The sequence below is a fragment of the Microbispora sp. NPDC004025 genome, from assembly GCF_053604425.1.
The window spans coordinates 145239-165878 of record NZ_JBSGHN010000009.1 but is presented as its reverse complement, the minus strand read 5'-3'; the positions used below and the strand labels follow the sequence as shown (position 1 = coordinate 165878).

Annotated in this window: 19 protein-coding genes and 1 pseudogene; 6 read left to right on the top strand and 14 right to left on the bottom strand. The window is 69.7% G+C overall.

Translation table 11 applies throughout. The features are described 5' to 3' along the window. Nucleotides 1–5: 5 nt before the first annotated feature. The 7 genes from ACWEQG_RS22905 to ACWEQG_RS22875 form a co-directional block, all read right to left on the bottom strand. A complete protein-coding gene (locus tag ACWEQG_RS22905) occupies nucleotides 6–863 on the bottom strand; it encodes a haloalkane dehalogenase (RefSeq protein ID WP_452287521.1) in 858 nt (285 codons plus the stop codon). A gap of 58 nt (nucleotides 864–921) precedes the next feature. Further along, nucleotides 922–1737: an NAD(P)H-binding protein gene (locus ACWEQG_RS22900; protein WP_452287519.1), complete on the bottom strand. Its 816-nt coding sequence runs from the start codon at nucleotides 1735–1737 to the stop codon at nucleotides 922–924. A 110-nt stretch (nucleotides 1738–1847) separates the two neighbouring features. Then, a complete protein-coding gene (locus tag ACWEQG_RS22895; RefSeq protein ID WP_363471989.1) occupies nucleotides 1848–2669 on the bottom strand; it encodes a carbohydrate ABC transporter permease in 822 nt (273 codons plus the stop codon). Next, a complete protein-coding gene (locus ACWEQG_RS22890; protein WP_452287517.1) occupies nucleotides 2666–3655 on the bottom strand; it encodes a carbohydrate ABC transporter permease in 990 nt (329 codons plus the stop codon). The genes ACWEQG_RS22895 and ACWEQG_RS22890 overlap by 4 nt, the downstream gene beginning before the upstream one ends. Nucleotides 3656–3754: 99 nt before the next feature. Further along, nucleotides 3755–5032, bottom strand: coding sequence for a sugar ABC transporter substrate-binding protein (locus ACWEQG_RS22885; protein WP_452287515.1), 1278 nt, complete (start codon nucleotides 5030–5032; stop codon nucleotides 3755–3757). Between the two features lie 30 nt (nucleotides 5033–5062). Next, complete coding sequence (locus ACWEQG_RS22880) at nucleotides 5063–6769, bottom strand: CBM35 domain-containing protein (RefSeq protein ID WP_452287513.1); 1707 nt, start codon at nucleotides 6767–6769, stop codon at nucleotides 5063–5065. Between the two features lie 145 nt (nucleotides 6770–6914). Continuing rightward, nucleotides 6915–8864, bottom strand: a complete 1950-nt coding sequence (locus ACWEQG_RS22875) for a glycoside hydrolase family 127 protein (RefSeq protein ID WP_452287511.1) — start codon at nucleotides 8862–8864, stop codon at nucleotides 6915–6917. Nucleotides 8865–9083: 219 nt separating this feature from the next. Between ACWEQG_RS22875 and ACWEQG_RS22870 the strand changes: the two genes are divergently transcribed. The 3 genes from ACWEQG_RS22870 (at nucleotide 9084) to ACWEQG_RS22860 (ending at nucleotide 10979) form a co-directional block, all read left to right on the top strand. Further along, entirely contained in the window at nucleotides 9084–10100 is a 1017-nt protein-coding gene (locus ACWEQG_RS22870; RefSeq protein ID WP_452287509.1) for a LacI family DNA-binding transcriptional regulator, read from the top strand. Between the two features lie 61 nt (nucleotides 10101–10161). Continuing rightward, on the top strand, nucleotides 10162–10521 hold the full coding sequence (locus ACWEQG_RS22865; RefSeq protein WP_452287507.1) for a hypothetical protein: 360 nt from the start codon (nucleotides 10162–10164) through the stop codon (nucleotides 10519–10521). Further along, the gene (locus ACWEQG_RS22860; RefSeq protein WP_452287505.1) at nucleotides 10518–10979 is read left to right on the top strand and encodes a MerR family transcriptional regulator; all 462 of its coding nucleotides are present in this window, start codon (nucleotides 10518–10520) and stop codon (nucleotides 10977–10979) included. The genes ACWEQG_RS22865 and ACWEQG_RS22860 overlap by 4 nt, the downstream gene beginning before the upstream one ends. A gap of 90 nt (nucleotides 10980–11069) precedes the next feature. On the opposite strand, the gene ACWEQG_RS22855 is transcribed toward ACWEQG_RS22860, so the two are convergent. Further along, nucleotides 11070–11828 (bottom strand): neutral zinc metallopeptidase, encoded by a 759-nt coding sequence (locus ACWEQG_RS22855; protein ID WP_452287503.1) that lies wholly within the window; start codon nucleotides 11826–11828, stop codon nucleotides 11070–11072. A gap of 237 nt (nucleotides 11829–12065) precedes the next feature. On the opposite strand from ACWEQG_RS22855, the gene ACWEQG_RS22850 reads away from it, so the two are divergent. Next, the gene (locus ACWEQG_RS22850; protein ID WP_452287501.1) at nucleotides 12066–12572 is read left to right on the top strand and encodes a hypothetical protein; all 507 of its coding nucleotides are present in this window, start codon (nucleotides 12066–12068) and stop codon (nucleotides 12570–12572) included. A 349-nt stretch (nucleotides 12573–12921) separates the two neighbouring features. On the opposite strand, the gene ACWEQG_RS22845 is transcribed toward ACWEQG_RS22850, so the two are convergent. From ACWEQG_RS22845 to ACWEQG_RS22830, 4 genes and pseudogenes are all read right to left on the bottom strand, one after another. After that, nucleotides 12922–13152, bottom strand: coding sequence for a hypothetical protein (locus ACWEQG_RS22845; RefSeq protein WP_452287499.1), 231 nt, complete (start codon nucleotides 13150–13152; stop codon nucleotides 12922–12924). Nucleotides 13153–13228: 76 nt separating this feature from the next. After that, nucleotides 13229–13432, bottom strand: coding sequence for a cold-shock protein (locus tag ACWEQG_RS22840; protein ID WP_182907409.1), 204 nt, complete (start codon nucleotides 13430–13432; stop codon nucleotides 13229–13231). Between the two features lie 393 nt (nucleotides 13433–13825). Further along, nucleotides 13826–14014, bottom strand: a pseudogene (locus tag ACWEQG_RS22835) (IS701 family transposase); the annotation flags it as partial. Between the two features lie 230 nt (nucleotides 14015–14244). Next, nucleotides 14245–14847 carry a hypothetical protein gene (locus ACWEQG_RS22830; RefSeq protein WP_452287497.1) on the bottom strand — a complete coding sequence of 201 codons (603 nt, stop codon included), beginning with the start codon at nucleotides 14845–14847 and terminating at the stop codon, nucleotides 14245–14247. Between the two features lie 802 nt (nucleotides 14848–15649). On the opposite strand from ACWEQG_RS22830, the gene ACWEQG_RS22825 reads away from it, so the two are divergent. Beyond that, a complete protein-coding gene (locus ACWEQG_RS22825; RefSeq protein ID WP_452287495.1) occupies nucleotides 15650–17815 on the top strand; it encodes a choice-of-anchor P family protein in 2166 nt (721 codons plus the stop codon). 234 nt (nucleotides 17816–18049) lie between these two features. Here ACWEQG_RS22825 and ACWEQG_RS22820 read toward each other — a convergent pair whose 3' ends face one another. Together ACWEQG_RS22820 and ACWEQG_RS22815 are read right to left on the bottom strand one after the other, a co-directional pair. Beyond that, entirely contained in the window at nucleotides 18050–18448 is a 399-nt protein-coding gene (locus ACWEQG_RS22820; RefSeq protein ID WP_452287493.1) for an ACT domain-containing protein, read from the bottom strand. A 273-nt stretch (nucleotides 18449–18721) separates the two neighbouring features. Next, nucleotides 18722–19729 (bottom strand): glycoside hydrolase family 11 protein, encoded by a 1008-nt coding sequence (locus ACWEQG_RS22815; protein WP_452287491.1) that lies wholly within the window; start codon nucleotides 19727–19729, stop codon nucleotides 18722–18724. A gap of 385 nt (nucleotides 19730–20114) precedes the next feature. Here ACWEQG_RS22815 and ACWEQG_RS22810 point away from each other — a divergent pair, with 385 nt between their 5' ends. Next, nucleotides 20115–20636 (top strand): P-loop NTPase family protein, encoded by a 522-nt coding sequence (locus tag ACWEQG_RS22810; RefSeq protein ID WP_363473182.1) that lies wholly within the window; start codon nucleotides 20115–20117, stop codon nucleotides 20634–20636. Nucleotides 20637–20640: the final 4 nt, after the last annotated feature.

The window sequence follows — 20640 nt, the reverse complement described above, 5'->3', positions numbered from 1 at the left end:
GGGCGTCAGCGGAGCCCGTGCGCCTTCGCCCAGTCCGCGACGGCCCTGCCGATCAGCTCCGGGTGATCCTCGGGGGTGTGGTGCCCCGCGACCTCGTCGTACCGCCGGATCTCGAGGCCGGCGATGGTGGCCGCGCACCAGTCGATCATGCCCTGGTGCATCATCGTGCCGGGCCCGGGCGCGAAGGCGAGCAGGAGCTTCGGCACCTCCGGGCTGGCGGCCAGCCACGCGTCGTACGCCTCCACGCGTGCCACCACGTCGGCCGGCTCGCCGCCGAGCGGCATCGAACGGGCCCACCGCAGCAGCGGCAGGCGACTCTCCCTCGTCGGGTACGGCTCGCGGTAGACGGCAAGGTCGCTCTGGTCCATGGGGCCGGCGACGGTGCCCGGCAGTCCCTCGATGAAGGCGTCGTCGTCCAGGATCATCTTCTCGCCGACGCCCTCCGTCTTGATCGCCGCGAACAGCTCCCGGCCGCCATCGGGGAACTCCTCCCAGGTCATCGGCTTGACGATGGTCTCGGTGAAGGCGATCCCCCGCACGCGATCCGGGTGGCGGGAGGCCCAGTCGAAGGCCAGGGCGCCGCCCCAGTCGTGGCCGACGAGGACCACGTCGCGAAGGTCGAGGGCGTCGAACCAGGCGTCCAGATAGCGGGCGTGGTCCGCGAAGGTGTAGGCGATGCCGGGCTTGCCGGACTCACCCATGCCGATCAGGTCGGGCGCCAGCAGGCGGCCTTCACCGACAGCGGGCATGACGTGCCGCCACAGATGGGACGACGTGGGGTTGCCGTGCAGGAAGACCATCGGCGCCCCGGAGCCGGTCTCGCGGTAGTGGATGGCCGAGCCGAGCACGTGCTGAACGGGCATGACGGATTCCTCTCGGATGTCGAACTGCGTGATCGCGCCGCGAACTCCCCGGCCGGGCTCACCGGAAGGCGGCCACGTTGCGTACGGCCCAGTCGGCGAAGGACCGGGGAGCGCGGCCGAGGACGCGTTCGACGTCCGGACCGACCCGCCGCTCGGCCTCCAGCGGCTCCCCCAGGATGGCGAGCGTCCCTTCGACCACCTGCTCCGGCATGAACCCGAGCATCTGCGCGCGGGCCTCCTGCCTGGTCTGCTCGGTGAAGCGCACCGGCTCGCCCAGCGCGTCCCCGATCGCCGCCGCGCGTTCCCGCGGCGTGGTCGGCGCGGGGCCGGTCAGTTCGTAGACGCGGCCCGCGTGCCCGTCCTCGCGCAGGACGGCCGCGGCGACCTCGGCGATGTCTCCCGGGTCGACGGTCGGCAGGCCGACGTCGCCGAACGGAGCGGCGACGGTACGGCCCGCGCGGACGGACTCGGCCCAGGCGTAGGCGTTGGAGTGGAAGCCGCCGGGACGCAGGATGGTCCACTCCAGACCGGACCGGCGCACCGCGTCCTCGAAGGCGGCGGGGTGGCGGTAGAACTCCGGCCTGGTCCCCGCCCCCTGGGAGGACAGCAGGACGACCCGGCGCACCCCGCCGGCCCGGGCGGCGTCGAGGATCGCCCGTGGGTCCTGCCCTGCTACCAGCAGGAACAGCGCGTCCGCTCCGTCGAAGGCGTCCTTCAGCCCGGCGGGGTCCTCCAGGTCGCCCCGCACGTGCCGTACGCCCTCGGGCAGTTCGGCGGCCCGCCGGGAGACGGCGGTCACCCGCTCGCCCGCGGCGGCGAGCAGCGCGGCCAACCGGCCCCCGACGTTTCCGGTGGCGCCCGTCACGACGATCATGATCGCTCCAATAAGTTAGTTGGCTGACTTACTTGGAGCAACCGTAGCGGCCACAGGCCCGCTTGTCGACTCCCAGTCAGTCGCCTGACTAACTCACTTTCCGATCGCGCTCAGTCCTTGACCGCTCCGGCGGTGACGCCCGCGGCGACGTAGCGCTGCGCGATCACGAGGAGGACCGTGGCCGGGATCGAGGCGACGACCGCGGTGGCCATGATGGCGTTCCACTGCTGGTTGTTGTTGCCGATGTAGTGGTAGATGCCGAGCGTGATGGGCTGGTGGGCGCCGCCCTGGTCGAGGGTGGAGGCGAAGACGAAGTCCGACCACGCCCACAGGAACGCGAACAGCGACACCGTGATGACCGAGTTGCGGCTGACCGGCAGCACGATCGACCAGAACGTGCGCAGCACGCCCGCGCCGTCCACCCGGGCCGCCTGCAGCAACTCCTCGGGGATGCCGGACATGAACGCGGTGAGGATCAGCACCGCGAACGGCACCGCCAGGGTGGAGTCCGCCACGATCAGCCCCGGCACGGTGTTGAGCACACCGGTGGCGAGGAAAATGGCGTAGAACCCCATCGCCATGATCACACCGGGGATCATCTGCGCGATCAGCAGCACGAAGCCCAGCACGCCGCGGCCGCGCGGCCGCAGCTTGGCCAGCGAGTACGCCGCGGGCACCGCGATCACCAGCGTCAGGGCCACGGTGCCCAGCCCGACGACCAGGCTCACCCCGAGGTACGGCAGCTGCTGCTCCAGGACCGCGCGGTATCCCTCGAACGTCCCGTGCACCGGGAACCAGTACGGCGGCGACTTGCGCATGTCCTGGTCCCGGGTGAACGACACGTTGATCATCCAGTAGACGGGGAACAGCATGAGCGCGGTGAACACCACGCCCAGGCCGGTCCGCCACCAGCCACGCCCGGTCGCCCTCATGCCGCCCCCTGCCGTCGCTGCGCGCGGATGTAGACGAGGCCGAAGACCAGCGCGATCACGATCAGCAGGTTGCCGACCGCCGCGCCCGGCCCGAAAGAGGGCAGCAGGTTGCCGAAGCCCAGCCGGTAGGACCAGGTGGCCAGCGTCGTGGACGCGTCGCTGGGCCCGCCCTTCGTCATGATCCAGATGATGTCGAACACCTTCAGCGTGTAGACCAGCCCGAGCAGCAGCGTGATCGCCGAGACCGGCCGCAGCAGCGGGAAGGTCACCTTCCAGAACCGCTGCCAGCCGGTCGCGCCGTCCAGCTCGGCCGCCTCGTGGATGTGGGACGGGATCGCCTGCAGGCCGCTGTACAGCACGACGAGGTTGAACGGGATCCCGATCCAGATGTTGGCGATGGTCACCGACCACAGCGACCAGTCCGGCGACGTCAGCCAGTTGACCGGGTCGATCCCCACCGCCGCGAGCACCGCGTTGACCACGCCCGACTCGCTGTTGAGCATCCACGACCACGTCGAGGACGACACGATCAGCGGCAGCAGCCACGGCACCAGGAACAGCGCGCGCAACGTCGCCGACAGCCGGAAGCTCCGGGTGAAGAACACGGCCAGGGCGAGGCCGATGGTGAACTGGAAGGCCAGCGACACCACGGTGAACACCACCGTGTGCCACAGCGCCGGCCCGAACGTGGCGTCGCGCACGACCTTCGCGTAGTTGGCGAGCCCGGTGAACGGCGCGTCCCCCTGCACGAACGACCGCACCGTGTAGTCACGCAGGCTCAGGTCGACGTTGCGGTACAGCGGATAGGCGTAGAACGCGAGCAGGTAGGCCACCATCGGCGCGAGGAACGCCCATGCCGCCCACTGGGTCGATCGCCGCGCGGGCGCGCGGTGGGCGCTGCCGGCCCCTTGGGAACGTGGCGCCGCGACCCGCTCCCGCCGGTTGTCCCCCGCGCGCGGAGCCGGCGTCTGTGTTGCGTGTTTCATGCTTTCCTTCGTCTGACGAGAGGGCGGGCCCGGACACGCCGGGCCCGCACGCCGCGCCTACTGAACGGCACCCACTGAACGGCACCTACTGAGCGGTGCCTACTGAATCGCGCTCGCCGCCGTGGCCTGGGCGGCCGTCAGCGCCTCCTGCGGCGGCTGCGACCCGCTCAGCGCGGCCTGCATCGCCTTCCACATGGGCTCGGAGATCTTCGGGTACTTCGTGCCGAGATCATCGCTGGTGCGGCCCTTGGCCGCCTTGACCGCCTCCACCCACACCTTCAGCTCGGCGTTCCGCTCGACCTGCGTGGCCTGCACCTCCTCGGTCGGCGCGATGTACGACAGCGTCGTCGTGGTGGTCAGCGAGTTGCCGGTGCTGGCCAGGCACGTCACCAGCTTCTGCGAGGCGACGTACCGGGCGATGTCCTTCTGCACGGGCACGCTGACGAACTCGCCTCCGGTCGGCGCCGGGGCGGTGCCGCCGCCCTTGGCGGGGATCGGGATGATGCCGTACTCGAAACCGGTCTTCTTGGCGTTGGCCAGCTGCCAGGTGCCGTTCTCGCCGAACGCGAAGTCGCCGGTCGCGAACTCCTGCCAGCTCGTGGTCTGGGTGTTGTTGATCACGGAGGAAGGGGCGTATCCCTTCTTCACCCAGTCGGTCCACAGCGACAGCGCCGCCACGCCCTCCGGCGAGTCCAGCTTGGTGAGATTCGCGCCCGCGCCCCAGAACCACGGCAGGAACTGGAAGCTGCCCTCCTCGGTGCCGATGGCGGAGAACGTTATGCCCTTCTTGCCCGCCGCCTTCACCTTCTCCAGCGCCGCCGTCAGCGACGCCCAGTCCTTCACCGCGGCCGCGTCCACCCCGGCCTTCTTCAGCACCTCCTTGTTGTAGTAGAGGGCGAGGGTGTTCGCCCCGATCGGGACGCCGTACGTCTTGCCGCCGATCTGGCCCGCGGCCAGCAGGTTCGGCGAGACGGCCGTGGTGTCGATCTTCGTCTCGTCGGTCGAGGTCAGCACGCCCGCCTCGGCCAGCGTCGAGACGACCGGGTTGTCCACGATCAGCACGTCCGGCGAGTTGCCCTGCTGGGCCGCGAGCAGCGCCTTGTTGGTCAGGTCCGTGGTGTCGTAGGCGGTCCGCTTGACGGTCACTCCCGCCTGCGTGCCGCACTGCGTGAGCAGCTTCACCCAGTCGGAGGAGTCGTCGAACTGCGGGTAGGGGTCCCAGATCGTGTAGGTCCCTCCGCCCGCGGCCTGGCTCGCGCCCGCCGGGGCGCCGCCGTCACCGCCGGACGACCCGGAGCACGCGGTGAGCCCGCCCGCGACGGCGAGGGCCACCAGGCCCAGGCCGGCGGCGCGCCGGCCCCTGTCGAGGCTTTCCATGTCGTTGTTCCTTTCGATGTCCGGCGCGGCTCAGGTCAGCTGGATGTAGTCCAGCTCGGCGTAGCCGGTGCCGCCGGCGAAGTTGGGGGACCCCTTGGCCAGGCGGATCACGTTGTAGCCCGCCCGCAGGTCGACCGTGGTGCTGACGGTGGCGCCGAACTGGCCCCAGGCCGCGGTGGGCGGGTAGCTGACCGTCGTCCAGGCGCCGCCGTTGTAGGCCAGGCCCTGCGTCGCGGTCGCCCCGGTGGCGTTGGCGTAGCCGATGGTCATGGTGTACGAGCGGGCCGTGGGCACGTTCACCACGAAGTCGACGTAGCTGTCGGTGCTGTGCGTGCTCGTGTTGTTGTCGATGCGGCCGACGTAGCCGCCCTCGGACGCGCTGGAGCTCGTCAGCCGCTGGGCGCGGAAGACGGCGGCGTTCTCCGCCTCGTACCGCTGCTGGTAGGACGGCACCCCGCTCACCGGCTGGATCACCAGGTTGTAGGCGCTGGTCGCCGACATGTTCGGCACCGAGACGCTGATCTGCCCGTTGCTCACGGTGTACGTGCTCGTCGAGACGGTCGTGGGCGCGGTCACAGCGGTGAACCGGCCGCTCGCGGGGGTCGACTGCAGGGTGACCCGGACCGAGGAGCCCAGCGCCCCGATGCCGGTGACGCGGACCGTGTTGGTGCCGGACTCGTTGCCGAAGACCACGTTCACGATCTTCCGGGTGGAGTCGTAGGAGGCGAAGCCGTCCAGCCCGGTCTGGGTGGCGGGGGTGGTGGTCACCATGCGGCCGGCCATGTCGCCGTACCACTTGTACAGCCACCAGGTGCCGGTGGGCTGGCTGTTGTTGACCACCAGCCCGTTCATCGTGCCGTACTCGTACCAGAACGCCCGGTGCGCGGACTCGACGCCGCCGCGCTCCAGCTTGGCCACGTAGCTGGCGATCCGGCCGGGGACGTCCACCTCGCTCGTCGCGGCGTACTCGTTGATGGAGATGCGCCGGGGGCTGATGCCGAGCGAGCTCTCCAGCGCGCGGTAGTCGGCGATGTGCGCGGCGATGGCGGTGGGGTCGCCCAGCTCGTGCCAGCAGATGACGTCGGGCAGCGTGCCCGCGGCCTTGGCGCTGCTGAGGAAGGACGACAACCAGGAGCGGTTGTAGTAGGAGGTGCTCGGGCCGACGATCGGGGTCGTGGTGTCCAGCGCCCGTACGGCCCGGTAGGTGCGCGTCCAGCCGTCGTTGAAGGACCCGGCGGCGGAGGTGTTCCACGTCCAGTCGGGCTCGTTCCACAGCTCCCACCCGATGACGTTGGTCACCGTGGTCGCGTTGAGGCGAGCGCGGACCATGGTGTCGACCTTGGCCAGCCAGTCGTTCCAGCTCACCCACCCGTACGGGAAGTTCGGGTAGATGTCCGGCATCCGGATGAACTCCCCGGCGCCGACGCGGGTGGCCTGCGGGGCCACGAGCAGCGAGTCGCCTCCGGGCGGCTGGCCGTTGGGCCGCTGTCCCACGCCGGGGGCGGGCTGGGTCAGCGAGTTGAGTTTCAGCGGCAGCAGCGTGGAGTCCGCCGGTCGGCCGTTCTCCGCCAGGCCGTACAGGCCGCCGGCGGCGACATGGGTGACGGGCCGGAAGGGCTGGGCGACGTTCACCGTGAGGGTGGCCCCCGCCGCGTCGGCGGGTGTCAGTGGGACGAGCGCCGTGGTCAGTGACACGGCCAGCGCGGACAGCAGGACCGCGCTTCGGGGTCTGCGCATGGACGACCTCGCTCTTTCTGTAGCTCAGGTGGGGGGTAGAGCAGGAGGTGAAGCGGGACCGTCCCTCCCCGAACCGGCGGACGCCGTGGACGGTCCCCATGCGGGCGGGCCGGGCCGGAACTCTGCCGGGGCCGGCCCGCCGCGGTCATCCGGCGGCGGCGACCGGGATCCAGACCCGCATCGGGCCCTCGCTCCGGTTGCCCCACAGGAAGTACGGCACCGCCGTGAGCGTGAGCGCCGTGCCCATCCGCTCCCGCCCCGGTGCGGCGGTGTACAGCGAATCGCCGGCGTCGGCGACCAGTCCGCGGGCGGTGAGCACGACCGGGACGTCCGGCAGGTCCTCCCGGTGACCCGCTGTGATCGGAGCGGCGGGGTCGAGCCGCACGTCCTCCAGCACCGTGCCGGGTGGCAGATCGGCCTGCTCAAGGCAGTACACGAGCGGGCCGCGCGCCAGGGCGACGCACCCGCGCACCGCGTCGACCCGTGGGTGGGCCGACACCTGCCGGACGGGCATGTCCAGGTCGAGGACGACGGTCGCGCCCGGCGTCCAGGCGCGGGTGAGCCGCACGTACCCGTCCCGTACGGGCGCCCGGACCGGTTCGCCGTCGACGCTCACCGTGTACGCGGCGCACCAGGCGGGCACGCGCAGCGCGAGCGTCCAGGGCGCGTCGGCCTCGGCGGTCACGGTCAGCTCGACGCGTCCCTGCCAGGGGTAGGCCGTGCGCATCTCCACGCGGCGCCCCTCGGCGGTGGTCAGGGTGGCGTCGCCGTACAGGTGGATCTGCAGGCCGCCGTCGTCGGCGGTCGCCAGGTAGCCGGGCAGCGAGGCCATGAGGCGGGCGATGTTCGGCGGGCAGCAGGCGCACGAGTACCAGGGCAGGCGGCGCGCCGCCGCCTCCTCGCCCGTGCTCGCGTGCCCGGTGCGCAGGTGCAGGGGGTTGGAGTAGAAGAAGTGCCTGCCGTCGGACGAGACGGCGGCGGCGACCGCGTTGTACAGCACCCGCTCCATCTCGTCGGCGTAGCGGGCCCGGCCGGTCGCGAGCAGCAGCCGCCAGTTCCACTGGAAGCTCGCGATCGCCGCGCAGGTCTCGCCGTAGGCCCGGTCGGGCGGCAGTTCGTACGGGTCGCCGTACGCCTCCTCACGGTGGCGTGAGCCATGTGCGCCGGTGACGTAGGTCCGCGAGCGGAAGGCGTCGGCCCACAGCCGCTCCGCCGCGTCCAGCAGCGCCAGGTCGCCGGTCTCCACGGCGACGTCGACCATCCCGGCCAGCAGGTACAACTGCCGTACGGCGTGCCCGGTGACCTCGCGCACCTCGCGCACCGGCTGGTGGTCCTGGTAGTAGCGGGGGCCGAACCGGCCGTGGCCGAGCAGGCCGCGCCCGCGCAGGTCGAGGAAGCGCCGCGCCAGGTCCAGGTACGGCCGGTGGCCGGTCACCCGGTACAGCTCGGCGAGGGCGGTCTCGACCTCGGGGTGCCCGCAGACCTCCTCCACTCCGTCCGGGCCGAACCGCTCGACCAGCAGGTCGGCGAAGCGCCGGGCGACGACCAGCAGATCGGGGCTCACCCCGGTGCGGGCCGCGGCCACCGCCGCCTGGAAGAGGTGGCCCGCGCAGTACAGCTCGTGGCTCCAGTCGGGCCTGGCCCACCGCTCCTGCGGCGCGACGAGGGTGAAGTAGGAGTTGAGGTAGCCGTCCGCCCGCTGGGCGCGGGCGAGCAGCGCGGTCGTGCCGTCGACGAACGACCGCAGGCCGGCGTCCTCGGGCGAGGTCGCGAGCTGCCAGGCAGCCGCCTCCAGCGTCTTGTGGACGTCGGAGTCGGCGAACCACATGCCGGCGAACTCGTCCTCGGACTCGCCCGCGGCGGCGCGGAGGTTGCCGATGTTGCCGCTGCCGTGGAGGTTGTCCACGCAGTGCGGCAGCGTGTCCTCGGCGTTGCGCCGCCGCCATCGCCCGAGCAGACCGCCCGCCCCCAGCCGGGCCTGGCCGAGGCCGAGCGGCCGCAACGCGGAAAGGGCGCCCGGAGTCGGGGTCACGGGCCCGGCGGCCTCGATGCCGGGCGCGGCCGGGACGGTGTCTGACAGCTTCTGCTGGGTCATTCCTGATCTCTCGTGTCGTGACGCGGGACGTGCGAGACTCCGCCGGGGACGACCGGACGGAAGGAAACCTAGGAAACTAAGGAAAACGGTTGCCGGAAAGCTACCAACGCCCTTCCGGGCCGTCAATAGCGATGTTTCCCGTGTCACGAGGGGCACCGACATCGGAACGGTCCGGCGATACAGTGGTCCCAGGCAACGCCATCGGAAAGTGGAGGAAACGTGGGAAAACTGGAGCGTCACGCCACGATCGCCGACGTCGCGGCACTGGCCGGGGTGTCGGTGGGCACGGCCTCCAAAGCGCTCAACGGCCGCGGGTCACTGCGGGAGGAGACCCGCATGCGCGTCCGGGAGGCCGCACGGCAGCTCAGTTTCGAGGCGAACGCCGGTGCCCGCAGCCTGCACTCCGGGCGCACCTACACCGTCGGAATGATCACGACGGACACGATCGGCCGGTTCAGCATCCCCGTCCTGATCGGCGCGGAGGACGCGCTGGGCGCCGGGGAGATGTCGGTCTTCCTCTGTGACGGGCGGGACGACCCGATCCGCGAGCAGTACTACGTCAGGACGCTCCTCAGCCGCCGAGTCGACGGGATCATCGTGACCGGCCGGCGGACCGAGGCACGCGCGCCGATCGCCGCGGACCTGCCCGTGCCCGTGGTGTACGCGTTCATCAGTTCGGCCGACCCCGGCGACTGCTCGGTGGTCCCGGACGAGGCGGGCGGCGCCCGCAAGGCCGTCGAGCACCTGCTGGCCGTCGGCCGCACCCGGATCGCGCACGTCACCGGGCCGGAGCATCACAACTCCGCCCGGGTCCGCGCGGCGGCGGCGCTGGAGCGGCTGGCGGAGGACGGGCTCGAAGCGGCCGCGCCGCCGCTGTTCGGCGGCTGGAGCGAGGCGTGGGGACGCCAGGCCGTCGGCATCCTGCTGGCGGGGCGGACGGAGTTCGACGCGGTCTTCTGCGGCAGCGACCAGATCGCCCGTGGCGTGTGCGACGCGCTGCGCGCCGCGGGCCGCCGGGTGCCGCAGGACGTCGCCCTCGTCGGTTTCGACAACTGGGACGTCATGACCGAGGGCTGCCAGCCGCCGCTGACGAGCGTGGACATGAACCTCGAGGGGCTGGGCCGGGCGGCGGCCGAGATGCTCCTGGCCGCCATCAACGGCTCCCCCTCCCCCGGCCGCCACCCCCTGCCCTGCCACCTCGTCGTCCGCGAGTCGAGCACGGTCCCGCTTCCGTGAGCCGAGCGGCCTGAAATCGGGGGTTGCATCCTGTACCCAGGTACAGGCTTACCGTCGACGCATGACCCGAGACATCGTCATCGACCAGGGATGGGTGCCGTCCGCGTGCACGCTGCCCACCGCCGAGCAGCCGCTGCGGCTGGCCGAGTTCGACGCGTTGTTCGCCGAGGCGGTCCAGGCGGTCCGGCGCGAAGAGCGTGAGCGGCTGCGGCTGGACCTCGTCCTCACCCCGGAGCACGCCGCGCGGGCGGCGGAGCTGACCGCGCGGGAGAACGGCTGCTGCTCCTTCTTCACCTTCGTCCTGACCGTCGGCGGCGGCGGCCTGACATTGGACGTGGCGGTCCCGCCCGAGCACGTCGCGGTGCTGGACGCACTGCAGGCCCGCGCGGGTTCCCGCGCCGGGGCGAGGCGGCCCGCGTGAGACAGGACCTCGTGCTGCAGGGCCCGGGCGATTCGTACCTGCGCAGTGGCCAGGTGGCCGAGCAGGCCGGGGTCAACGTCCAGACCCTGCGCTACTACGAACGGAGAGGCCTGATCGCCGAACCGGCACGCAGCCCCGGCGGCCACCGCGCCTACCCGCCCGAGACCGTCACCCTGCTGACGGTGATCAAAGCCGCGCAGCGGCTCGGCTTCACGTTGGAGGAGGTGGCCGAGCTGCTCGACACCGGCAGGCGCGGGCACCCCACCCCGGATCTGCGGGCCCGCGCCCAGGCGAAGATCGCCGAGGTGGACGCGAAGATCGCCGATCTGACCACGATCCGCCACGCGCTGACCCAGGTGGTCACCGCCGGATGCGACAGCCTCACCCACTGCACCTGCCCCGACTGCCCGCTGCCCTTCGCCGGCCTGGCCGACGGCCGCACCCCCGAGGAGAGCTGACCTGTGCGCGCTCACGACGAACACCGCCGGCCAGGCCGCCGCCCGGGGGCGGCATCCTGCAGCGCTCCGGACGCCGTGGGGATGGAGCCGTCAGGCCACCTTGGCGGACGGCGCGGTCCACGTGTTGCAGGCGCCGGGGTCGCCGGTCGCGAAGCCCCGACCGGCCCAGTAGGTGATCGACTTCCTGCTCCCGGTGTTCTTGCCCGCCCACTCACGCATATAGGAGAGCATGTCGTCCCAGTCCTCCCGGCCACGGTGCAGGGACTGCCAGACACTCGCGACGAAGGCGCTCGCGAGGCACTTGTTCTGCAGAAGGTGTCGCCGGTTCTGCTCGGCGAACTCCGCCTTGCTGGCGTACGGAAGCCGGTCCACGGTGCGGGTGAGACCGGCCAGGTTCTGCACGTGCTCGCCGTAGAGCGAGGACATCAGGAAGAACAGGAACAGGTCGTCGGGCTCCGCCAGGAGGTCCTTGTGCAGGACGATCTCCATCGTGCGGGAGGCATCGCAGTAGTCGACGCCCCAGTCGTCCCACTTCACTCCGCAGAATTCCACCGGTGGCTTGGTGACGTACGTCACCTTGGGCTTGGACCACTTCAGCCCCGCCTTCTTCAATTCGCCGGCCCAGGTGCGATTGAGGCAGGTGAGGACCCCGTTGAGGTAACTTCTCGCCGATTTCGGGTCGAGTTTCCTGATGGGCTTTTCCGGACAGGCGGTGACGGGCAGGGCTCCTGCCTTGTACAGCGCGTTCTGCGTCAGCGTCTTGCTCTTCACAGGGCGGGCCTCGGCGGAAGCGGCCGGGACGAGCACCACGGCCACGGCGGAGGCGAGCGCGATCATGGTCTGTTTCACGGGCGACGAGACTACAGGTCACGCAAAGCCGAAAGCAGACCAATTCACGACATTTCCATAACCGCCGAAACGGGGTGAGGTCTACCGCCGCTGCGACGACGCCACGGGTTGTCGAACGAGGCGCGCCATCGAGAACCACCCGGTTGAAGAGACATTCCACCGGAGGGAAAGAAAGCACATCAGGTCGCGTCCGGCACCGTTGGCTCCCATGCGATTACTCCATGTAATCTCCTGGCCATGACAACGATCAATCGGGGGACGCTCCTGGAGCTGGTCCGCAACCGCCCCCTGCTCGCGGCGGAGCTCCTGGGGGACGCCCTGGCCGCCGGCGACGAGGAGACGGCCGGCGGGGGGACCCTCCTGCGGCGACTCCCCCGGCCGGAACTCACCGGCACGGACGAGCCCGCCCTGGCCGCCCGCTACCGCGAGATCGTGGCCGACGCGCGCCGGGCCCGTGCGCACCAGGCGGAAGCCGTGTTCGAGGGGTTGATCGCGTTCCTGCGAGCCCGCATCGCCGAGGATCTGAACCAGGTGGACACGTCCGCGGACGCCGGGGAGCCCGACTCGCACAAAGTGGAGCGGGACCTGACCGCGAAGCGAAACCGTGTGGACTTCCTGGAGTCCGTGCTCGTCGGCGAGCTCTATCTGGCACTCGAGGAACACGCCCAGGCGGAGCACCTGCTGAAGCTGGAGGCGTCGGCGTACAACTGGCACACCGACTACCAGGACAAATGGCGGCCGTGACGTACCGGCGGAGTTCCGCGTCGCCCGGGCGAGGCGTGAGCGGCGAGCGCGTGCCGGCCAAAGTCCTCGCGCCACCTTCCGCACCCCGAAGGCGTATCGCGACGTTGACGACATCACCCCGAGACCAGGGGTTGGTTGTGACCATCTCAGCGAGCAGCACATACTGGATGGAATGAAGCCAGCCAGCGGCGCGTCCCGCCGTCACCTGCCCACAAGTCCCTTCAAGCCCCCGCCTCCTGCCCCTCCCGTCGAGCAGTTCAGTGTGAACGACCAGGTCACCCATGATCGGTACGGTCTGGGTGTGGTCGTGGACGTCGAGGAAGGGGTCGCTGTGATCGTGGATTTCCGATCACAGCAGGAACGAATCACGACCCCGTACAAAAAGCTGCACAAGCTCTGAGAGAGCTGTGCCGTAGGGAAGCGCGTCGCGCGAGTACGGCTCCGCCGGCGACATGCCGGCGGGCGTCCACGCGCCGGCGCCCTCCCTCGCGGCCAGGATCTGAATCTCCAGCCGCCCGCGCGAGAAGCGCACCTGCCCAGAATGGGCAGCGGCGCTTGCAGGATCGACGATGAGCGGCACGAGGGAGCGTCTGCCCGGACATGAGTCGGGGCCCGCGCTCGTCGAGCGCGGACCCCGAATCAGATGCCGGCCTGCGTCAGGCGGGCACGATGTTCTCGGCCTGAGGGCCCTTCTGGCCCTGGGTGATGTCGAACGACACCTTCTGGCCCTCCTGCAGCTCACGGTATCCGCGGGCGGCGATGTTCGAGTAGTGGGCGAAGACGTCGGGGCCGCCACCCTCCTGCTCGATGAAGCCGAAGCCCTTTTCCGCGTTGAACCACTTCACGGTTCCGATAGCCATGTGAATCTCCTTTATCAGGGACCGAAGCGAAATCCGCACCGCGCGGATTCCGTGTCGCCGGATGAGGCCCCCTCCGGAGATGGCCGGAAAAACAGAAATGCGCCTGAAGGTCACATACCGTCAGGCGCACACAAGTTTCATGGGTACCACAACTGCAACGTTCTGAACGCTACCACACGCCGCGGAGTGACGCGTGCAGAAGTCTGAGTCCTTCCGCCGGGCGGACGGCTCAGGATGCCGGGCGGCGGTAGACCGCGTCGCGGTTCGGGGAGCAGCAGACGAGGCGCAGGTGTCGAACCGGCCGCCGCGCAGCCAGATGCCCCACTGCACGTCCAGGTCGCTGGTCAGTGCCTCCACCGCGTTCCGCAGCCGCAGGCCGAGCCCGAAGCGCGCCTCGTCCAGACCGGTCAACCCCTTGCCGGTCTGGAAGGACTCCTCGATGGTCCAGCGACGGCCGACGACCATGACCAGGACCGCCGGCGGGACTGGGACGGGGGCGTAGCAGCGGTAGAGGGCCGGCCCGCTGGTGCGCCGGTTCCGGCGGATCAGTGGCCAATGCCGGCCTGGCCGTTCGCAGTCGATCTACCCCGCCGCGCGACGGCTCGAAGCGCTGCCGCTTTGATTTCCGCATGACAGTCGTCACGACCGGTCGGTGCTGGCCGTTCTACCGTGGAGGGCCGTCTCAAATAAGTCCGAACCTACGGCAAGGGGCGGCGAGCGGTCCGGACACCCCATGACGCTCCCGTCGGCTCTCGGCCGCGTACCGGGGCGGAAACCCGCTCCGGGGGCTCCCCCATGACCTGTCCGGTGGTTCAGGACAGGATCGCGCACGTGACGGACACCGTAACGTAGACGGGAATATCGAGGGGGTTGGTGCCCCGGTAGAACCAGGAGCGCGCATTGATGTCGGGTCCCCAACGGCCCACCTGCACCTGGTCGACGGCTGCCAGTCCGGGGCCGTTATGCCTGGCGTAGTAGCCCGCGGTGATGGGCCTCTTGCCGTCCGGGCAGGGGATCTCGACTTCACCGCTGTTGTGGGCAGCGATCAAGACGCGGCGCGCGACAAGCGCCATGCCGGAAATGCCTGGTTCCCCCTGCGGCCCGGCCGGGCCGGTCTCACCCTGTGCGCCCTGCGGGCCGACCGGACCCGTCTGGTTCCAGGAGATCGTCCGCTCACCGTCCAGGCACCCGCCGGGCGCCGTCGTACTGCTGGAAACGGGAAGAGAGCCCCGCGCGGCCTGGTCGGAAGAGCCTGAGGGAGAGGAGTCCTGCGGAATCCGCAGCGTCCCGTTCGTGCTCACACACGCCGTGATCGTCTCGCTGTCGGCCACCGCTCCCGCGACCGCGATCCCCGACCCCCCGGCGACCATTCCTATCAGTGCGCCAATAACCAGCGATCTCTTGTTGCCGTTCATCTTCACCCTTTCTTACGACATGACGTTCACCGCCGAGGTGGGACACGCTCGCAGCCAGCACTAACGATCAGCTTGGTATCGACTTGTTCACGGCTTGATCCCACGACGGCCACGCCAAGGGGCACCGCTACTACGACTGGGCCGTCGTCGAAATCGACTGCGAACGGCCAGGCCGGCATTGGTCACCGATCCGCCGGACCCGGCGCACCAGCCGACCGGCCTTCTACCGCTGTCAGGTCTCAGCAGCCGGCACCGTGGTTCCTGTTTTCAGACCCACGACTTGGGCGCTGCGGGTGTGCCTCGATGGGGGCCGGAGTCATGACCGGAAGCCGCCGTATCCGTCGGATGCGACCGATGCCGCATCGGCCAGGGGCCGGCCGATCAACCTTGTGGCGATGCCCATAACCGCGATTCAGACGGTCCAGAGGACGGGAAACGACTGCTCTTTCTCAGCAGCAAACCACCGATCACGCATTTCATCGGGCGTATCTGAAAAAGATTCACTACTCGCAGGCGCCTCCTACCGGCAGGGGGTGGCCGACTGTGGCCAGTCGGGAACTTGCTGTAAGTGGCCTATTTACATCTATTCAATGACCAGTCACCATATGACCGTGGCCACACCCCCTCGTTGATCAACGGCTGCGCCGAAAGGTCACCGAGGTCGTCAACAAATGCAATTCGGCATTTGATTGCCCCAATACGCGAGGAGAGGACGTCTCGCGTGGCGCAATCATAGAAATTCTGCACGGCCAGCGATCCCGAATTCGTTGTGGCATAACGCCACACCAGAAGGAATGACACCGTGAGAACGACGCGAAGATTACGGGCCGCCGTGTGCGTGGTGGCGGCCGGTGCGATGCTGGTGGCCGGGGTGGGGACGGCGAACGCCGCGCCCGGGGTCACACCGGCGAACGTGACGCTGGAACTGGCTCCGGGTGGATCGACGACGATCACCAAGACCGTGTCCACGCCGGCTGTTCCCCCCAAGCCGGATATCACGTTCCTGATCGACACAACAGGGAGCATGGGCGGGGTCATCTCGAACGTGCGGACCAATGCGAACACCATCTTGTCCACCGTCGCTTCGGCGCAGCCGGACGCGCAGTTCGCGGTCGCCGAGTACAAGGACATGGGAGACGGGACGCCGTTCCGGGTGGCGCAGAACCTCACCGCCAACCAGACCGACGTCGCCAACGGTCTCAACTCGCTGGTCGCCTCAGGCGGCGGCGACTTCCCCGAGGACGGCATCAACGGCCTCTTCCAGGTCGCGTCCGGGGCGGTCGACTTCCGGCCGAACAGCACTCGGATCGTGTTGCTGATCGGGGACGCCCCCAGCCATGACCCCAGCAACGGCCATACGCTGGCCAATGCGATCAGCGCCCTGCAGGCAGCCGACATCACCGTGCTCGCGTTCGACCTGTCCGGGTTGAACTCGACCGGGCAGGCGACCGCGATCACCGACGCCACGGATGGACAGCTGTTCTCCGGCCTCAACGCCTCGGAGGTCAGCGACACCATCCTGGCGGCCCTGCACAACCTGCCGGTGACGGTCACCCACCAGCTGCGCGACTGCGATCCGAACCTGTCGGTGTCCCTGACCCCGAACAGCCGGACGGTGACCAGCGGCGATGACGCCACCTTCACCGAGGTCGTCACCGTCGGCGCCGGAGCCGCACCGGGAAGCACCCTGTCCTGCAAGGTGGACTTCCTGCTCAACGGCGTCCTGTCACCGGGCTTCACCGAGACGATCACCGAACACGTGCCGAAGGTGACTCCGTCGATCTCCACGACGCCGTCGGGCCAGGTGCCCGCGGGCGGGAACGTCTCGGACACGGCGACCCTGACCGGCGGGTACCACCCGACGGGCACCGTCGAATTCCAGCTGTTCGGACCCGGTGACACCGACTGCACGACGCCCATCGAGACTCGTACCGGGACGGTGTCGGGCAGCGGCACCGCAACGTCCGGGAACATCGCCGCGGGCGGTGTGGGCACCTACCGGTGGGTGGCCTCCTACAGCGGCGACGACGCCAACAACCCGGTCACCTCCAAGTGCGGCGACGAAGAGGTCGAGGTCGTCAAGGCCACCCCGGGCATCGCCACCACCCCGTCGGGATCCGTGCCGGCCGGTGGCGCCGTGTCCGACACCGCCACCGTCTCCGGCGGGTACCACCCCACCGGCACCGTCAAATTCCAGCTGTACGCCCCCGGCGACACCGATTGCACGACGCCGATCGCCACCCGTACCGAGGACCTGTCCGGCAGCGGCACCGCCGCGTCCGGCAACGTGACCATCGGCGCGGCCGGCACCTACCGGTGGACCGCCACCTACAGCGGCGACGCCAACAACAACTCCGTCACCTCACCGTGCAGCGACGAACAGGTCACCGTCACACCGCAGAAGCTGACCGGACGGGCCTACGGCCTGACCGCCAGCGCCGCCCTGGCCGGCATCCAACTGGTCAACATCGCACGCACCCCCGACACCGGCCCCATCTCCACCACGTCGACCGGCACCACCTCGGTGCCCTGCACCGCCAGCCTCAGCGGACTGATCAGCGCGCACGCCCTGTGCGCCAAGGTCGCCACCACCGAATTCCCCGGCAAGTCCGTGGCGACCGCCTCCATCGACGACACCACCATCGGGATCACCGGCATCCCGGTGATCACCGTCGGGGCCGTCAAGTCCACCTCCACCACCACCTGCGGCGGATCCAGCGGAACCACCACGATCGCCTCTCTCAAGGTCGGCAACACGGTGGTCATCTCAGAGCCCACCAATGTCCAGCCCAACACCACGGTCAACGTCGGCGTCGTGAAGCTCGTCCTCAACGAGCAGACCTCATTCACCACCCCCGACAAGGGCCTGACCGTCAACGCCGTCCACGTCACCGTCAACGCTCTCGGCCTGGCCAAGACCGACGTCGTCCTGGCCTCCGCCGAAAGCGACATCGGCAACTGTCCGTAACCCAACCCACCTGAACCGATCAACACCGAGGCCGGGCGGATCACCGTAGCTCCGCCCGGCCTCGGCCGCGCTTCAGGTTCTCGCCCGCACGGGGTTCGCTTGCTCAGGTCGACCGATGGCCTCCGTGCGTGCCGACGTGTGGCGACGTGCCCGCGAGTGAGACGCCGGGCCATTCCAGAGATCGCCGTCCATGCCACCGCCCGCGGGGCGGGCAGCGGTCCCGCCGGTGAGCCGTCAGGCGGACCGCCGGGCGAGGTCCTCCAGCACCTCGACCGCCTCGCCGGCGCGCTCGTACGGCACGAAGAGGTGGTCGTGGTGGAATCCGGCGACGACGTTGCAGCTCAGGCCCGCGGCCGCGAGTGCCTGCGCGAAGGCGGCGGTCAGGCCGACGGCTTCGAGCGCCGAGTGGACGCGCAGCGTGATCCAGCCCGCCACATAGTCGTACGTCAGGCCTGCCGCGTCGGCGTCCCGCTGCGGCAGGACCAGCGTGAGGCCCTCCTCCTCGGCGACCGTGACGACGGGACTGACACCCGGCGGGACATCACCGCCGACTGTGGTGAACACGTAGCGGCCGGGGTTGAGCCGCGGACGCATCGTGGTCAGCAGCGTGTGCAGATCGCTCTCACCGGTCACGCACCGCACCCTACAAGCGTCCGCCGACACCCGGGAGAGGCCCGATGGAGGTCGCGGTCGCGCCGGACGGTGAAGCCGAGGGGCCGCGAGCGCTGTGCGATCGCCGGCGGATGTCGTCGCCGGCAGCGCCCCCCGCCGATCCGCATCCGGCCGTGGTCCCGACCGTCCTCGTGGCGGTGACACCGGCAGCGAAGTGGCGCGGCGGTCGTCGACCGCCGCGCCACGGGGTGGGTGTCGCGGTGTTGCGCTCTTGCGGTTCCGCAGCGGCGAGGATCAGCCCGCGCTGCAGGAGACGGACGGCCAGGTGTAGTTGCCGTTGTGCTGGATGGTCACACCGAAGTTGTTGCCGCTGCCGTTGGGCCGGGCGACCAGTTGCTGAGCGCTGGGGTAGCTGGCGCTGATGTTCCAGGTGGACAGGACCTTCGCCGGGGACGGGATGTTCATCGTCACGGTCCAGTTGCTGGAGCCGCTGACCGAGACGTTGAGGTTGTAGCGGTCGCTCCACGACTGGCCGGCGGACAGCGTCGCGGTGCAGCCACCGCCACCGCCACCGCCACCACCGCCGCCACCGCCGCCGCCGCCGCCGGTGGAGGAGCCGCCGATCGTGACGTTGGAGCTACCGCTGCTCTGGTAACCCTCGGTCGCGAGGATCATGTAGTCGTGGCTGCCCAGGTTCATGCCGTACCGGGCCCAGGCGTCGAAGTGGTTGCCGGAGGTGATGGTGCCGCCGGTCCTCTTCTGCTGCCGGACGCTCCAGTACTGGTTGAACGTCTTGTTGCCCTCGATGGAGGGGGCGTTGTACCGCGTCGTCTGGTAGATGTCGTAGGTGCCGCCGTCGGTGGTGACGGTGCCCTTGTACGTGCCCGTCGGCCGGTAGGTGCCCCAGTTGTCGACGATGTAGTACTCCACGAGCGGGTTCCTCGTCCACCCGTAGAGGGTCAGGTACGCGTTGCCTGACGGGTTGAAGCTGCCCGAGTAGGTCACGGTCCTGCGTCCGCCGGTGCTCCAGCCCTTACCGGCGACGAAGTTGCCGGTGTTGCGCCACGAGGTGCTGTAGTTGCCGCCGGACCCCAGCTCCATGGAGACGGTCCCCTGGCTGTCGGTCCAGAACGAGTAGAAGTACCCGTTGTTGTTGCCCGTCTGGTTCGTGGTCACGGCCGCGTTGGCGATGCCGGGGAGCATCGCCACGGCCGCGGCCAGCACGACGGCGCAGGCGCGAACGATGAGCAGCCTGGTGCGGCCGCGTCTGCGGCCTCTCCAGTGCATGGGGGCATCGATCATGTGCGCGCTTCCTCCTCGTGAGGCTGATGGGGGGTCAGGCAGCGTGCGGCGGCGGTGCCGTCAGCGGGCGGGGTAGCGGCCAATCGAACCTCACCGTCACACGCAGCCGAAAACTATCGGAACAACGGCGAAAGTATCGGACCAGACTTGTCCGACTGTCAACGATTCCCGTAATGCCACGGAAACCTTATGCTGAACGAGATACCCGTCGCAGCTGGTCAAACGGCCCTACCGGAATGGCGCAGGCCGGGATGACACATGGGGAGCCGAGCCGGTGTCGGTGAAAGTTTCAAATCAAGTCGGCTTCGGGCCAATCTCCACGCACTTCGGGCCAATCTCCACGGGGCCCCACCCCCGCGAAGCGCATCGCTGGTGAAATGTGCACATGAACAGAGTGCTGATCGCGGGGATCTCCGGGGCCGGGAAGACGACGATGGCCAGGGAACTGGAACGCCGGCTCGGGCTCCCCCGACAGGAACTCGACGCGCTGCACCACGGGCCGGGCTGGACGAAGCGGCCGGAGTTCGAGTCGGACGTCGAGCGCTTCTCGTCGCGGCCTCGCTGGGTGACCGAGGACCAATACCACGCGTTCCTGCACGACCTGCTGTGGGAACGGGCCGACACCGTCGTCTGGCTCGACCTTCCGCGCCGCACGGTGATGCACCGGGTCGTACGCCGCTCGCTCGCCTACGTCCTGTCGAGGAAGGAGTTGTGGAACGGCAACCGGGAGCGCGTGCGGGACTGGATCGACCCCGGGCACCCCATGCGCTGGGCGTGGTCCCAGCACGGGCACAAGCGGACGACCACGCAGGAGCGTGTCGCCCGGCATCCGCATCTCACCGTTGTCCGGCTGCGTACCGCCGGCGACGCCCGCCGCTGGCTCGCCGATGTCGAAGCGTCCGCCTGAACCT